At 71.4% G+C, this 14,730-nt stretch carries 14 protein-coding genes; 3 read left to right on the top strand and 11 right to left on the bottom strand.

Annotation, left to right across the window (positions count from 1 at the left end):
• Positions 1-23: 23 nt before the first annotated feature.
• From DFJ69_RS17935 to DFJ69_RS17900, 8 genes are all read right to left on the bottom strand, one after another.
• Entirely contained in the window at positions 24-1,001 is a 978-nt protein-coding gene (locus DFJ69_RS17935) for an ABC transporter permease (protein ID WP_116023661.1), read from the bottom strand.
• Between the two features lie 5 nt (positions 1,002-1,006).
• A complete protein-coding gene (locus DFJ69_RS17930) occupies positions 1,007-1,948 on the bottom strand; it encodes an ABC transporter ATP-binding protein (RefSeq protein ID WP_116023660.1) in 942 nt (313 codons plus the stop codon).
• Between the two features lie 50 nt (positions 1,949-1,998).
• Entirely contained in the window at positions 1,999-3,849 is a 1,851-nt protein-coding gene (glmS, locus tag DFJ69_RS17925; RefSeq protein WP_116023659.1) for a glutamine--fructose-6-phosphate transaminase (isomerizing), read from the bottom strand.
• Between the two features lie 401 nt (positions 3,850-4,250).
• Complete coding sequence (locus DFJ69_RS17920; RefSeq protein WP_116023658.1) at positions 4,251-4,973, bottom strand: ABC transporter permease; 723 nt, start codon at positions 4,971-4,973, stop codon at positions 4,251-4,253.
• Between the two features lie 31 nt (positions 4,974-5,004).
• Positions 5,005-5,916 (bottom strand): ABC transporter ATP-binding protein, encoded by a 912-nt coding sequence (locus DFJ69_RS17915; RefSeq protein ID WP_116023657.1) that lies wholly within the window; start codon positions 5,914-5,916, stop codon positions 5,005-5,007.
• A gap of 115 nt (positions 5,917-6,031) precedes the next feature.
• Positions 6,032-6,922, bottom strand: coding sequence for an ABC transporter permease (locus tag DFJ69_RS17910; RefSeq protein ID WP_170177704.1), 891 nt, complete (start codon positions 6,920-6,922; stop codon positions 6,032-6,034).
• 2 nt (positions 6,923-6,924) lie between these two features.
• Positions 6,925-7,884, bottom strand: coding sequence for an ABC transporter ATP-binding protein (locus tag DFJ69_RS17905; RefSeq protein ID WP_116023656.1), 960 nt, complete (start codon positions 7,882-7,884; stop codon positions 6,925-6,927).
• Between the two features lie 42 nt (positions 7,885-7,926).
• The gene (locus DFJ69_RS17900; protein WP_116023655.1) at positions 7,927-8,880 is read right to left on the bottom strand and encodes a DUF389 domain-containing protein; all 954 of its coding nucleotides are present in this window, start codon (positions 8,878-8,880) and stop codon (positions 7,927-7,929) included.
• Between the two features lie 95 nt (positions 8,881-8,975).
• Between DFJ69_RS17900 and DFJ69_RS17895 the strand changes: the two genes are divergently transcribed.
• Positions 8,976-9,635, top strand: a complete 660-nt coding sequence (locus tag DFJ69_RS17895) for an HNH endonuclease family protein (RefSeq protein ID WP_116023654.1) — start codon at positions 8,976-8,978, stop codon at positions 9,633-9,635.
• Positions 9,636-9,644: 9 nt separating this feature from the next.
• Here the strand turns inward: DFJ69_RS17895 and glmM are convergent, their stop codons facing one another.
• From glmM to rplM, 3 genes are all read right to left on the bottom strand, one after another.
• On the bottom strand, positions 9,645-10,982 hold the full coding sequence (gene glmM / locus DFJ69_RS17890) for a phosphoglucosamine mutase (RefSeq protein WP_116023653.1): 1,338 nt from the start codon (positions 10,980-10,982) through the stop codon (positions 9,645-9,647).
• Between the two features lie 235 nt (positions 10,983-11,217).
• On the bottom strand, positions 11,218-11,742 hold the full coding sequence (gene rpsI, locus DFJ69_RS17885) for a 30S ribosomal protein S9 (RefSeq protein WP_116023652.1): 525 nt from the start codon (positions 11,740-11,742) through the stop codon (positions 11,218-11,220).
• 119 nt (positions 11,743-11,861) lie between these two features.
• Complete coding sequence (gene rplM / locus DFJ69_RS17880) at positions 11,862-12,305, bottom strand: 50S ribosomal protein L13 (RefSeq protein WP_116023651.1); 444 nt, start codon at positions 12,303-12,305, stop codon at positions 11,862-11,864.
• 365 nt (positions 12,306-12,670) lie between these two features.
• On the opposite strand from rplM, the gene DFJ69_RS34925 reads away from it, so the two are divergent.
• Together DFJ69_RS34925 and DFJ69_RS17870 are read left to right on the top strand one after the other, a co-directional pair.
• The gene (locus tag DFJ69_RS34925; protein ID WP_211328646.1) at positions 12,671-13,507 is read left to right on the top strand and encodes a CAP domain-containing protein; all 837 of its coding nucleotides are present in this window, start codon (positions 12,671-12,673) and stop codon (positions 13,505-13,507) included.
• 113 nt (positions 13,508-13,620) lie between these two features.
• Positions 13,621-14,721 carry a hypothetical protein gene (locus DFJ69_RS17870; RefSeq protein ID WP_116023650.1) on the top strand — a complete coding sequence of 367 codons (1,101 nt, stop codon included), beginning with the start codon at positions 13,621-13,623 and terminating at the stop codon, positions 14,719-14,721.
• Positions 14,722-14,730: the final 9 nt, after the last annotated feature.

Raw genomic sequence — 14,730 nt, 5'->3', positions numbered from 1 at the left:
CTGCCCAAAATCCCATGCCGCCATCATGCGATGCGAACACCTCGCGAAATCTTGTGCGCCGGTGTACGCAGCCGCCGTGTCGTGATCCACACGGCCCCGCCGGCCAGCACCAGGTCGAACGCCAGCCCGTACGTCCACACCGGCCCCGGCTCCTTCATCGGCCTCTCGCCGATGTACGCGTCTCCGTAGGTGCCCTCGCGGGCCTCGCGCACGGCGTGGCCGATGTCGCCGAGCGGGTCGAACGGCTCGCGCTCGTAGCCGTCCACGACCCGCATCTTCTTGGGCAGCCGCGGGGCGGCGTCGGCCAACACCACGAACGGATTGGGTGCGAGCAGCCACCAGATCCGCTCCGACCGATCCTCCTCGTAGTGGATCACCTCTCCGACGGACTCCTCATAGACGGTGACCGTCGTGAGAGGCAGCGCCAGGAAGTACAGCAACGGCGTCCCCGCCATCAGCGCGAAGACCGTCAGGTACGACAGCAGCGCCGAGGTGATGCTGCGCGTGACCAGCGCCGACAACGCCATCGACACCACGCACACCACACCGATCAGCAGCGCCACCACGAGCGTGACGACCACGGCCCGCCCCACCCCGATGGCGCCCTCCAGCACGGGCCAGGCCGCGATCGGCAGCGTCACCCCCAGCACGACCAGACCCACACCCCAGGCCGCCAGCAGCTTGCCGAGAACGATGTCGGCCGCGCTCAGCCGGGTGAGCTGCAGGGTCGCCAACGTGCCCCGCTCCCGATCCCCGTTGATCGACTGAGCGGTCAACGCCGGCGCGACGAGCAGGGTCAACAGCAGCACGAACAGCATCACGCCGCCGAACATCGACACCGCCGGATTGACGCTGTCCTCCGCCTCCAACGCCCACCGGAACAGCGCCGCGAGCGCCGACGCGACCACGAACCACACGCCCAGCAGCCAACGCCAACGCCCGGCGCGGAGCCTGGTCCGCATCTCCTGCCCGGCCACCAACCCGATCCCGCGAAGGCTCATCCGGCTCACCGTTCCTCTCGGGTCATCGCCAGGAACGCCGCCTCGAGGCCGCCGCCCACCGGCTCGAACGCCACCACCCGCGCTTCCGCCGCGACCAGCGCGGCGAGCAGGTCGGCGGCCTCGTCCTCCGACAGCGGACCCACCTCCGCGCCGGCGGGCATCGGCCGGGCCGACAGCCCGTCACGCCCCTCCAGGACCTCGATGAGCACGTCGGGACGCAGGGCCCTGATCCGCCAGGTCCCTCGGGCGTCGACATCGGGGCCGAGCCCGGCCAACTCCGCCATCGTGTGCTCGCCGACCACCCGTCCGTGGTTGATGAGAACGACCCGGTCGGCGATCTCCTCCAGCTCGGTCAGGATGTGGCTCGACACCAACACCGCCACCCCGTCGGCGGCCAGCCCGCGCAGGATGTCGCGCAACTCGGCCCGCGACCTCGGATCCATGCCGGAGGCGGGCTCGTCCAGGAGCAGCACCGTGGGCGAGTGGACCAGGGCACGGGCCAGCCCCAGCCGCTGCTTCTGACCGCGTGACAGTACATGGACCGGCTGCCCGGCGTGCTCCTCCAGCCTGAACAGCGTCAGCAGCTCCGTGACGCGCTTCTGCCCGGTGGCTCGGTCGAGGAGGTACGCGTCGGCGAAGAAGGCCAGGTACTCCCGCGCCGTGAGGTGGTCGTACATGCCGAAGGCGTCGGGCATCCAGCCCAGCGCGCCCCTGACGCGCCCGGGGTCTGCGGCGACGTCGTGCCCGGCCACCCGTACCCGCCCGCCGTCCGGGGCCAGCAGCGTCGCCAAGACGAGCATCAACGTCGTCTTACCGGCCCCGTTCGGGCCGACCAGGGCGGTCACCTGGCCGTACGGGACGGTGAGGTCGACACCGCGCAGCGCGTCCACGGACCCGAACCGCCGGGTGACAGCGGCCGCCTCGATGCCCGCTCCAGTAACGATCACACGACTGGGACGCGCGACCGACGCCGAGCGGTTGCCCGAAATGCCCGGTGTTACTCGACCGTGACGGACTTGGCGAGGTTGCGGGGCTGGTCGACGTCGTGCCCCTTGGCCACCGCCAGCTCACAGGAGAACACCTGCAGCGGCACCGTCGCCACCAACGGCTGCAGCAGCGTCGGCACCGCCGGGACCCGGATCAGCGTGTCGGAGTACGGCTCCACCGAGTCGTCGCCGTCCTCGGCGATCACGATCGTGCGGGCGCCCCGGGCGCGGATCTCCTGGATGTTGGAGACGATCTTGTCGTGCAGCACCGCGCGGGCGCGCGGCGGCACCACCACCACGACCGGCAGGTCCTCCTCGATCAGCGCGATCGGACCGTGCTTCAACTCGCCCGCCGCGAAGCCCTCGGCGTGCATGTAGGCCAGCTCCTTGAGCTTGAGCGCGCCCTCCAGAGCCACCGGGAAGCCCACGTGGCGGCCCAGGAACAGCACGCACCGCTCCCCCGCCAGCGACCGGGCCAGCTCGCGGACCGGCTCCATGGTCTCCAGCACCTTGTCGACCTTGTCCGGCATGGTGGCCAGCAACTGCACCATGGCGAAGACCTCGTCGCCCCACTTGGTGCCCCGCACCTGCGCCAGGTAGAGGGCGATCAGGTAGACGGCGACGAGCTGGGTGAGGAACGTCTTGGTGGCGGCCACCCCGACCTCGGGCCCGGCGTGGGTGTAGAGCACGCCGTCGCACTCGCGGGGCATCGTCGAGCCGTTGACGTTGCACACGCACAGCACGGGCGCGTGCTGCTCGCGGGCGTGCCGAACGGCCATCAGGGTGTCCATCGACTCCCCGGACTGGGAGATCGCGATGACCAGCGTGGTGCGCGTCAGGATCGGGTCGCGGTAGCGGAACTCGCTGGCCAGCTCCACCTCGCAGGGCAGCCCCGCCCAGTGCTCGATGGCGTACTTGGCGATCAGCCCGGCATGGTACGAGGTGCCGCAGGCCACGATGATGATCTTGTCGATCTCGCGGAGCTGCTCGTCGGTGATCCGCATCTCGTCCAGCGTCAGCCGGCCGTCCGTGCCGATCCGGCCCAGCAGCGTGTCGGCGACGGCCCTGGGCTGCTCGGCGATCTCCTTGAGCATGAAGTAGTCGTAGCCGCCCTTCTCGGCGGCGGTGACGTCCCAGTCGACGTGGTACTCGTGGACCTCGGCGGGCTTGCCCTCGAAGTCGGTGACGGTCACCCCGTCGCGGCGCAGCTCCACGACCTGGTCCTGCCCCAGCTCGATGGCGTCGCGGGTGTGGGCGATGAACGCGGCGACATCGCTGGCGAGGAAGTTCTCCCCCTCGCCGACCCCCACGACCAGCGGCGAGTTGCGGCGGGCGCCGACCACCACGTCCGGGTCCCCGGCGTACACCGCGACCAGCGTGAAGGCGCCCTCCAGCATCCGGCACACCCGGCGCATCGCCTCGGGCAGCCCGCCCTCACCGGCCTCGCGCAGCCCCTCCTCCAGCAGGTGCGCGACGACCTCCGTGTCGGTGTCGGAGCCCAACTCGTGGCCCCGCTCGGTCAGCTCGGCGCGGAGCGCGGCGAAGTTCTCGATGATCCCGTTGTGGATCACGGCGACGCGGCCGGTGCAGTCCACGTGCGGGTGCGCGTTGCGGTCGTTGGGCGCCCCGTGGGTGGCCCAGCGCGTGTGGCCCATCCCGACCGTCCCGGCGGGCGGCGGGGCCTCCTCCAGCGCGTTGCGCAGGTTGACCAGCTTGCCCGCCCGCTTCGCCGTCGACAGCCCGCCGTCGGCCAGGATCGCGACCCCGGCCGAGTCGTACCCCCGGTACTCCAACCGGGCGAGCCCTTCGATCACGACATCGAGCGCGGGCTTCGCGCCCACGTAGCCCACGATTCCGCACATGCAGGTACTTTACTGTGGGGCGACGACCCCCCACACCTTCTTGCCTTCTGTGGGGGGGCGACCCCCCACACCCCCCGCGCCCGGTCTTGGAGATCTTCAGGCGGGCGCCCCTCCGCTAGCGCTCCGGGGCGCCCGCCTGAAGGACCGGGCAAAACCCCCACTGGCTGATGTCCTCGGTCTTGTCGACAACCCCCCGGTGGCCAAGGTCCTTGATCATGTCGACAACCCTGGTGGCCGAAATCCTTGGTCTTGTCGACACCCCTTGGCGGCCGAGGTCCCCGGTCTTGTCGACATCCCCTGGCGCCCGAGGTCCTCGGTCCGTCGACAACCCCCTGGGTGGCCAAGGTCCTTGATCATGTCGGCAAACCTCGGTGGCCGAGGTCCTCGTGCCTGCCGGGTTGTTACGAGGACTCGCCGCCGACGACCGACAGGGTGCGGAGCCGCATCGCGGCGAGTGCGGTGGCCCCGATGGTGACGGTGGCCAGCAGCAGTGCCGCGACGGGGGTCCGGACGCTCGCCTCCACCGCCGCCGTCGAGGTCAGCGCGTCGGTGATCGACAGCCCCCACTGTTGGATGGACGCCGAACGGGCCCCGGGTGCGTAGTTGCCCAGCAGCGACTCCCACACCAGGGCGTACAGCAGCCCGATCGTCACCGCGTTGCGGCTGGCCACCGCCAAGGCCACGAACACCGAGGTGTACGCGACCCCGGCGACGAGCGTCCCCACGGTGAACGCGACGCCGACCCCGGCCGTCGTACCGCTCATCACCATGCCGGCCATCAGCGTGGGTATCACGGCGAACACCACGACCAGCAGGTTCGCGACGAGCAGCTTCGTGAGGACCACCACGTGCCGGGGGATCGGCTTGGTCAGGATGTACATGATCTGACCGTCGTCGATCTCCGGCCCGATCACCCCGGTGCCCGCGATCAGCGCCAGCAGCGGCAGCAGGGTCGCGAGCGCGAACTGCTGCAGCACCCCGGCGGAGACGTCCAGGTCGCTGAAGTCGCCGATGCGCAGCCCCGCCGCCAGCACCAGCAGCAGCATCGGCAGCGCGAACAGCAGCAGCACCCGCCGCCGACCGAGCATGGCCCGGAGCGTGATGAGGGCGATGGTCGTGTTCATCGCCGCCTCCTGTCGGTCGTCGTCATCGCGGTCACCGGGCCACCAGGTAGGCGAACACGCTCTCCAGCGACTCGTCGGAAGGCGAGACCTCCCACAGCCGGACCCCGGAGTCGCGGGCCAGCCGGGGCAGCAGCCGGGTGAACCGGCGGAAGTCCACCGCCTCGACCCGGACACCCTTGGCGGTCAACTCCACGGCGCGGGCGGACCCGTCGGCGATGATCGCCGCCGCGAGGACCCGGTCGTCGGTCGAGCGCACCAGGAACTGGTGCGGCCGGTCGCTCATCAGCCGCCGGATCGCCCGGAAGTCCCCGGAGGCGGCGTGCCGGCCGGCCACGACGACCTCGATGTGCCCGGCGACCCGTTCGACCTCCTCGAGGATGTGGGAGCTGAACAGGATGGTGCGGCCCTCGGCGGCCATCCGCCGGATCAGGTCCATCAGATGGAGGCGCTGACGCGGGTCCATCCCGTTGAACGGCTCGTCGAGCAGCAGCACGGGCGGGTCGTGAACGAGCGCGGACGCCATCTTGATCCGCTGCTTCATGCCCTTGGAGTACTTGCCGATCACGCGCTCCTGGGCGTACTCCATCTCCACCAGGGCCAGCGCGCGGGCGGTCGCGGCCCCCGGGTCGGGCAGCTTGAACAGCTTGGCCATGGCCAGCACGAACTGCTTGCCGGTCAGGAAGTCGTACGCGGCCTCCCGCTCGGGCACCAGCCCGAGCCGCCGGTAGATCTCCGGGTTGCTCCAGATCGGCTCGCCGTCCAGCGTGACCGTCCCGGAGGACGCCGGCAGGAACCCGCCCATCATGTGGATGAGCGTCGACTTGCCCGCCCCGTTGGGCCCCAGCAGGCCGGTCACCCCGGGGCCGATGGTCATCGACACCCCGTTGACCGCCACCACGTTCCCGTACCAGCGGGACACGTTCTCCAGCCGAATCACGGTCACGGGGCCTCCCGGTCTGGGCTGAGGAGCGGAGGGGGCGAAGCGACTGCGGCGACGAGGGAGGGCCGGGAGCCGAAGCCCCGCGACCCGACGTGCCGCAGGCGCGGCCATGGGCGGATCACAGGTCGGCCCCCTTCCGGAAACGGCGGTGCAGGATCGCGATCGAGCCGAGGATCAGCGCCGCGCACAGCAGCAGCGCGACGGGCCCGCCGAACGGGGCCGGCGGCACCGCCACGGCGGCCCTCTCCGCGCCCAGCAGCCGCACCTGCACCGCGTCGACGAGGTTGAACGGGGCCAGCAGCCCCATCCATCCGGAGAACGTGAAGTTGGTCTGCTCCTCGGCGATGCCCTGCACGATGACCACGAAGGCGGCGCTCAGCATGAGCACGGCGATCACCGCCGTCACGCCGAAGCCGCGTCGGGGCGTGAAGGCCGCCACCACCAGGCCGATCGACCCCAGCACCAGCGCGTACAGCAGACAGCCGACCAGCGCGCCCAGGTAGCGCAGCAGGTGCTCGCCGGAGTCGGGCACCTTGTTGACCAGCCCCCCGATGTACAGCACGGTGACCGGGACGACCATCAGCGTCAGCAGCGCGGTCACCATCGCCGCCAGCTTGGCGAGCACGAAGTCCAGGTGGCCGACGGGCCGGGAGAAGTACAGCGGCACCACGTGGAACCGCAGCTCCCGGGAGGCCAGCACCGGCGCCTGGGTGGCCAGGAAGATCGAGATCACCACCTGCAGGTACGTGGCGTACGCCGGGTACGGCCACAGCAGGTCGGGCTCCTTGGTGATCGCCACGCTCGCCACGTCCGCCGCCGCCGGCAGCAGCATCACCGCCGCCAGCAGGAACGGCATCACCTTGGCGCGGGCGGGACGACCGATGCCCCACGCCGCCCGCAGGTTGTGGACGTACAGCGACCGCAGCACGTACGCGCGGCCGAGCCGGCGGCCCTCGTAGTGCCGATAGCCGATGTCGTGGATGGTGCCCGTGCGCACCGGTCCCGCCATGCTCACCACGTCCCTTCGCCGACGACGGCCTGCCCGGGGCGCCCGGGGTGCGGGGCCTGAGGGGCCTGCGGCGTCGCGAAGACCTCCTCGATGTGGTGCCGGCGCTGCTCCATGCGGATCAGGCACAGCTCCAGGTCGACCACCGCGTCCCTGATCAGGTCGTAGGTGTGCTCGCCCGCCACGTCCACCAGCAGCAGCCGACCCTCCGGGCGCACCGTCAGCCCGGCGGCGGCCAGCCGGTGCCCGAGCGGGTCCATGCCGTCCTCGACCTCGACCGACAGGACCCCGCTGGCGGCGGTGAACGCCGCAACCCCTTGAGAGCGCAGCAGCCGACCGCCGTCGATGATCACCACGTGGTCGCAACTGCGCTCCAGCTCGCCCAGCAGATGCGAGGTGACGAGCACGCTGATGCCGAACTCGGCGCCGATCCGCCGGATCAGGTCGAGCATCTCGTCGCGGCCCGCCGGGTCCAGCCCGTTGGTGGGCTCGTCCAGGAACACCAGTTGCGGGTCGTGCACCAGCGCCTGCGCCAGCTTGACCCGCTGCCGCATGCCGGTGGAGTAGCCGCCCATCGGCCGGTACCGCTCCTCGTACAGCCCGACGTGGCGCAGCGTGTCGGCGGCGCGCTCACGGGCGGCGGCGGGCGGCAGGCCGGTCATCCGCGCCATGTGGACCACGAACTCGGTGGCCGACACGTCCGGCGGCAGGCACTCGTACTCGGGCATGTAGCCCACCCGCTCCCGGATCGACTCGCCCTGGGTCGCGACGTCGAGGTCCAGCACCCGGGCCTGCCCCGCGGAGGCGGGGACCAGACCCAGCAGGATCTTGATGAGCGTCGACTTGCCCGCGCCGTTGGCGCCGACCAGCCCGACGACACCGGCTTCCACGGCGAACGTGAGGTCGTCCAGAGCGGTCACTCCGGGGAACCTCATCGTCAGCCCCTGGGTGGCGATGATCGGCATGCCCCAGAACCTAGTGGAACGCCCCGACCGGCGTCTTCACTCTCAAGTCGTACGAGCCCGTACCGCTGTCTGGCGCTTTCGGGCGATGTGCCACACGCCGCGCTGCACCAACAGGGTCAGCGTCCCCGCCAGCAGCATCCCGGCCAGGTTGACCAGCAGTTGGAGCACCGAGCCGTCGATCTCCGACCAGTGCCGCAGGGCCATCGCCACCGCGAGGTTGCCCGCCGCGGGCACGGTGGTCACCGAGATGAACACCCCGACCAGCGCCGACGACTTGCCCGCCGTCAGCGACAGCACCCCGGCCGCCCCGGCCAGCAGCGCCACCACGAACGACCACCGATCGGGGGTGTAGATGAACTGGGTCAGCGGCCGCGACGCCGGCAGTTGGTGCAGCTCGATCACCCCGATCCACCGGCTGACCAGCGCGCACACGTAGGTGACCGCGATCGCCACCGCGAAGCCGACGGTCAGCGTGCCCAGCGCCCGACCGATCCGCCGCACGTCCCGGAACACCACGCCGAAGCAGATCGCCGCGATGGCCCCGAACTCCGGGCCCAGCACCATCGCCCCCACCACCAGGATCGGCGAGTCGGTCAGCGCGGCGATCCCGGCGAGCTGGGTGGCCAGCGCCAGGAACACCACGAACGCCCAGGTCAGCCTGGTGTCCTCGATGGTGCGCTCGTCCAGCTCCTCCCAGATCACCGCGTCGTCGCCGTGCCCGGGGGCGCGCCTCTCGGCCTCGTCGGCGGCGTCCGAGACCGTCACGTCGGTGTCGTCCAGCGAGATCGACCCGTCGTGGTCGACGTCCAACTCCTGGAGCGCCTCGATGATCTCGTCGGCCGACTCGCGGGCCACGTCCCCCATGACCAGGTCCCCGGCCGGCCGCCGGGCCGCCCCCGGCAGCACCACCAGGTTGGCCACACCCGGGCACTCCTCCAGAACGGCACAGACCCGGTCGGTACGGTCGGCGGGCGAGATCACTCGCAGATGCAGCACACCGCCATGGTGCCGTATCTCTACCCCGAAGGTCCTCTTCCCCCAAGGCCGTGGCGGGTACGGGCAAGGAGCAGGGAAAACAGGATGGAGAACGCATGACGTTCCGACGTCCGGGCCTCATCGCGGTCGCCGCCGTTCTCGCGGCGTCCGCCTGCAGTGTCGAGATCGGCAGCGGTGGGGACGACCCGCCCCCCTCCGGTCGGAGCACGGACGGCTCCACCGCACGGCGGGACCTGGCGCGGCTGCGCATCGCCACCGAGGGCGGCGGCGCCGGCTACGCGCGGGAGAAGTACGGGCAGCGCTGGCGGGACATCGACAACAACGGCTGCGACCAGCGCAACGACGTCCTCGCCCGCGACCTGCGCGACATCATCCGGCGGGACCGCTGCGTCGTCGTCTCCGGACGCCTGGACGACCCGTACACCGGTAGGCGGATCATGTTCAGCAAGTCCGACGCCGACGAGGTGCAGATCGACCACCTCTACCCGCTGGCGCTGTCCTGGCGGATGGGCGCCGCCGGGTGGACGGAGGCGCGCCGCGAGCGCTTCGCCAACGACCACCGCAACCTGCTCGCCGTCTGGGGCGTCGTGAACGGCCAGAAGGGCGACTCCGGTCCGGGCGAGTGGAAGCCCCGCAAGGAGTACCAGTGCACCTACGCGATCAAGTACATCGCGGTGGCGCGCGGCTACGACCTGCCCATCACCCGCGCCGACCGCGACGCACTCAACGGCTTCCTCGACCGCTGCCGACCCTGAACGGCGGGGTCAGAGCGTACGGACGACCTCGACGAGGCGTTCGGCGACGGACTGGGCCTGGTCGGGTGTGGGGGCCTCGACCATGACGCGGACCATGGGCTCGGTGCCGCTGGGCCGGATCAGCACCCGGCCGCCGTCGCCGAGCCCGGTCTCCGCCTCGGCGATCGCGGCGGCCAGCTCCGGGGAGGTCTTGGCGCGCGCCTTGTCCACGCCGCGCACGTTGATCAGCACCTGCGGCAGACGGTGCATGACCTGGGCCAGCTCGTCGAGCTTGCGGCCCCGGCGGGCCATCGCCGCCAGCAGGTGCAGGCCGGTCAGCACCCCGTCGCCGGTGGTGGCGTGGTCGAGCATGATGACGTGGCCGGACTGCTCGCCGCCGAAGGTGTAGCCGCCGGCCTTCATGGCCTCCAGCACGTAGCGGTCGCCCACGGCGGTCTCCACCATGGCGATCCCGGCCTCGCGCAGCGCGATCTTGAAGCCCAGGTTGGACATCACGGTGGCGACCACGGTGTCCTGGGCGAGTCGTCCGGTCTCCCGCAGCTCCAGCGCCAGGATGGCCATGATCTGGTCGCCGTCCACGACCTCGCCGCCCGCGGTCACCGCCAGGCAGCGGTCGGCGTCGCCGTCGTGGGCGATGCCCGCGTCGGCGCCCTGCCGGACGACCTCCTCGCGCAGCGCCTCCAGATGGGTGGAGCCGCAGCCGGCGTTGATGTTCAGGCCGTCGGGAGCGTTCCCGATGGTGATGACCTCGGCGCCCGCACGGCGCAGCGTCTCCGGCGCGACCGAGGAGGCGGCCCCGTGGGCGCAGTCGACCACCACGCGCAGCCCGTCCAACGACACCGGCACGGTGGACAGCAGGTGCGCCACGTACTGCTCGACGGCCCCGTACGCGTCCCGGACGCGGCCCACGGCGGCGCCGGTGGGGGCGTCCCAGTCCTCGCCGAGATGGGCCTCGATGCTGTCCTCGATCTCGTCGGCCAGCTTGTGGCCGCTGCGGTCGAAGAACTTGATGCCGTTGTCGGGCGCCGGGTTGTGCGACGCCGACAGCATCACCCCGAGGTCGGCGTCCAGCGTGTGGGTCAGGTACGCCACCGCCGGGGTCGGCAGCACGCCGAGGCGCAGCACGTCCACGCCGGCCCCGGCCAGGCCGGCGACCACGGCCGCCTCCAGGAACTCGCCCGAGGCCCGGGGGTCCCGGCCGACCACCGCCACCGGCCGGTGGCCCTCGAAGGCCCCCGCCTCCCCGAGCACCCGCGCCGCGGCGACGGACAGGTCCATCGCCAGCCGCCCCGTCAGGTCGCGGCCCGCGACACCCCGCACACCATCGGTTCCGAACAGTCGACCCACAGTTCACTCCCCACCCGTCGGCTTCTGGACGCCGGCCTCGCCGGGGCGCCCGCCGTTGCGCTTGCCAAAGCGAAGACCGCGCGGAGCCGTCCGGGCTCCACGCGGTCTTGTGACGCTCGGGCCCACCCTGCCAGTTCGCGTACCCGTGAGGGAACGTTTCGCACGAACATGACGGACACGGGGCCGATGCCCCGTGTCGACGGCGAGCGAGACCGGCAACGGCGGACGCGAGCGATCAGCGCTTGCTGTACTGCGGCGCCTTACGGGCCTTCTTGAGACCGGCCTTCTTCCGCTCCTTGACCCGGGGGTCACGGGTCAGGAAGCCGGCCTTCTTCAGCACGCCGCGGTGGTCCGGGTCGACGATCTGCAGGGCGCGGGAGATGCCCATCCGCAGCGCGCCGGCCTGGCCGGTGGTGCCGCCGCCGGCCACCCGGGCGATGACGTCGAACTGCTCCTCGGCACCGAGCTGCACGAACGGCTCGTTGACGATCTGCTGGTGGACCTTGTTCGGGAAGTACTGGTCCAGGGTCCGGCCGTTGATCGTCCACTTGCCGGTGCCGGGCATGATCCGGACGCGGGCGATGGCCTCCTTGCGGCGGCCGGTGGCCGACGCGGCGCCGGTGGCGATCGGCCGACCGTCCAGCTCCGCCGACTCGGACGTCTCGGGCGTCTCGGTGGTGTACTCGCCCGAGAACTCCTCGGGGTACTCCTCGACCTCGGCGCCCTCGACGGGCGTCTCGATACCGCTGTTCTCGGCCACTGTTCTCCTAGGGTCATCTGACCGGGGCGGCGGGCCCGACCTCGCCTGTCGGGTGCCCCGGCGGCCACTTTTTCCGGGTCGTGCGACGAGTTGCGTGCTGAGTGCTCGCTGCTACGCGCCTACTGCGAGACCTGAGTGATCTCGAAGGGCACCGGCTGCTGGGCCTGGTGCGGGTGGTTCGGGCCGGCGTAGACCTTCACCTTGCCGAACATCTTCCGGCCGAGGGTGTTCTTGGGCAGCATGCCCTTGATGGCCTTCTCGACCGCACGCTCGGGGTGCTTGGCCAGCAGGTCCTTGTACGCGACGGCGCGGAGGCCGCCCGGGTAGCCGGAGTGGCGGTACGCCTTCTTCTTCTCCAGCTTGTTCCCCGACAGCGCCACCTTGTCGGCGTTGATGATGACGACGAAGTCACCGGTGTCCATGTGGGGCGCGTAGATGGGCTTGTGCTTGCCCCTCAACAGGATTGCGACCTGACTGGCGAGCCGACCCAGCACGACATCGGTCGCGTCGATGACGTGCCACTGACGCTGCACGTCAGCGGGCTTCGGGGTGTACGTGCGCACGGTCGTAGCCTTCGTTTCTTGTCGACTTCACAGGATCCGGGGCACGCCGGCCGGATCGAGACGGTCCGAAGCGACACCCTGGAGGCCGGGGCCACTCGGGCACACCGGTAGATGCAACGAACTGGCAGAATACCCACCCGCTCGGGCATGGGTCAAAGCGAGCCGTCACGCAACAGTCTCCCGGCCAGCCTCCAGTATGCCGCATCTCCCGACTCGTCACGACCGGACCCCCGCACCTCCGGCCCTCCGGAACGCTCCCGACTCATCCGAAGGGGCGCTGAGCTGCGAATCTTTTGCGGAACTCTTCGGAATTGTGGGGATATGGTGCGGAGGTCGATCGTTCCCCGCCTCCCGGGAGACCCCCGATGCCCTCCCTCCGCCCCGGATCCGCCGGCCCGCCCGGACCGGCCCGCCGCAGCGCCGGTCGGCGAGCCGTCGTCACGACCGCGACCCTGACCTGCGCCGCGCTCGCCATCGCCGCCGGCGTCGGCCTAGACCGCCTGGTGCTGCCCGCATTCGACGACTCCGACCCGGGAGTCGCCGCGTCGGCCCAACGGGACCGTGTCGCCGAGGACGCCGAGCCCGGCTCCAAGGACGGACGGCGGGCGGGCACCGCCGGTCCCCTCGCACCCGGACGGACGACGGCCCCGAACACCCGGCGGCCCTCCGAGGACCCCGCCCCGCCCCTCAAGCGGCTGCGCATGCCCGACACCTCTCCCAGCGGCCCCTCGGGGTCCGGTGACGGCGGCGGGTCGGGTTCGGGCTCGGGGGACGGCGGCTCCGGGGGCGGCACGAGGCCGCCATCCGGCTCGTCCGGTCTGGAGGGCGCCGTGGTGCGGCTCACCAACGACGAACGGGCCAAGGCGGGATGCTCCGCGCTGCGCGTCGACCAACGACTGGTGACCTCGGCACGGAACCACTCCGCCGACATGGCGGCCAAGGGCTACTTCGACCACACCTCCCCGAACGGGGACACGTTCGCCGACCGCATCAAGAGGACCGGCTACCCCAGCCCCGGGGCCGAGAACATCGCCATGGGCCAGCCGACGGCCGCCTCCGTCATGCGAGCGTGGATGGACAGCCCCGGTCATCGCGCGAACATCCTCAACTGCGGGCTGAAGGCCCTCGGCGTCGGCGTCGGCGTCGGCGTCCGGACCGGCTCGGGCGGCCCCTGGTGGACGCAGAACTTCGGCTGGGAATGAGCCCGCGCAGGCCGCTGACCCGCGGATTCCGGCCTCGCGCCGGCCGCTTCCGTGCCATCGTGGTGCCTTGACGAGGTCCAGAACCACGCAAATGGAACGGTAAGGTCCAAGTCATGGGTTACCCGGGTGATCACGACAGATCCGGCGGCCATCCCTCGGAGCCGCCCACATCGGACGGCTCCCCCTTCGCTCCGCCGCCCGGCGCTTTCGCCGCGCGTCCCGGCGAGTCGTTCGACCCGCTCGACGGGGGCGCGACGGACCGGCCGGAGTACGGCGAGGACGCCTTCGGCGCGGGCGGAGGCTTCGACCGGCCGCCGACCGAGGCGTACCCGCCGCACGGCGCCCCCGGGAATCCCGAGGTCCGGTACGGCGGCGCGCCGGGCCCCCACTTCGGGCCCCCGCCGGAGCGGTTCGGGCCGCCCGACCGGTTCGATCAGGGCGCGTTCGGGCCTCCCCCGGGCGGCGAGCCGTCCCGAGGACGGCGACGCAACCTGCCGCTGATGATCGGCGGCGGTGTGGTCGCCGCCGCGCTGCTGGTCGGGGTCGGGTTCGCGGCGTCCTCGATGCTCACCGGCGACGACTCCGCCGACAAGCCCCAGGCCGCCGCCACACCGACGCCGACGCCGCGTTCCACGCCGACGCGGCTCCCGCCCCCGCGGCTGAACGCCAAGCTCAAGAGCCGCGCCACCGACCCGAACCCGCTGACCCTCAAGGAGGCGTTCGGGAACGGCTCGTTCACCGACAAGGGACTGAAGTACGTGCGGACGGCCTGGAAGCACGACCGGAGCTGCACCAAGATCGTCAGTGGCGGCACCCTGGAGCGGGCGCTGACCAAGGGCGGCTGCGTCCAGGCGCTGCGGGCCACGTTCGCCCGGGCCGACGGCAAGCTCATCGGCACCGTGGGCGTTCTGAACCTCAAGACCGAGAGCGCCGCCAGGGCCGCCGACAAGGCCGGGGCGGGCCGGGAGGCCTACCTCCAGCCGCTCGCCGGCACCGGGGTCACCAAGAAGATCGGCAAGGGCGCCGCGCTGGGCACGTCGTTCGTGCGCGGGCACTACCTGATCATGACCTGGGTCCAGCGGCCCGACGGGAAGGCCATCGCATCCCGCTATCACAAGACCGTCTCATCGTTCCAACAGCAGGTCATCCTCGGCAGCAACCTGAACAAAGCGCTGCACTACCGGGGAATCGAAGGCAAACCCCTCACGAGCTGATCGTGACGA

The sequence above is a fragment of the Thermomonospora umbrina genome (genome assembly GCF_003386555.1).
Classification (GTDB): Bacteria; Actinomycetota; Actinomycetes; order Streptosporangiales; family Streptosporangiaceae; genus Thermomonospora; species Thermomonospora umbrina.
Note: the sequence above shows the minus strand (reverse complement) of the source record. Positions and strands in the feature narration are given on the sequence as shown.

Excerpts from the sequence above, each read along its gene's own strand:
- DFJ69_RS17935 (WP_116023661.1), bottom strand. The coding sequence starts at position 1,001 with ATGAGCCTTCGCGGGATCGGGTTGGTGGCCGGGCAGGAGATGCGGACC.
- glmS (WP_116023659.1), bottom strand. The coding sequence starts at position 3,849 with ATGTGCGGAATCGTGGGCTACGTGGGCGCGAAGCCCGCGCTCGATGTC.
- DFJ69_RS17920 (WP_116023658.1), bottom strand. The coding sequence starts at position 4,973 with ATGAACACGACCATCGCCCTCATCACGCTCCGGGCCATGCTCGGTCGG.
- DFJ69_RS17910 (WP_170177704.1), bottom strand. The coding sequence starts at position 6,922 with ATGGCGGGACCGGTGCGCACGGGCACCATCCACGACATCGGCTATCGG.
- DFJ69_RS17905 (WP_116023656.1), bottom strand. The coding sequence starts at position 7,884 with ATGCCGATCATCGCCACCCAGGGGCTGACGATGAGGTTCCCCGGAGTG.
- DFJ69_RS17895 (WP_116023654.1), top strand. The coding sequence starts at position 8,976 with ATGACGTTCCGACGTCCGGGCCTCATCGCGGTCGCCGCCGTTCTCGCG.
- DFJ69_RS34925 (WP_211328646.1), top strand. The coding sequence starts at position 12,671 with ATGCCCTCCCTCCGCCCCGGATCCGCCGGCCCGCCCGGACCGGCCCGC.
- DFJ69_RS17870 (WP_116023650.1), top strand. The coding sequence starts at position 13,621 with ATGGGTTACCCGGGTGATCACGACAGATCCGGCGGCCATCCCTCGGAG.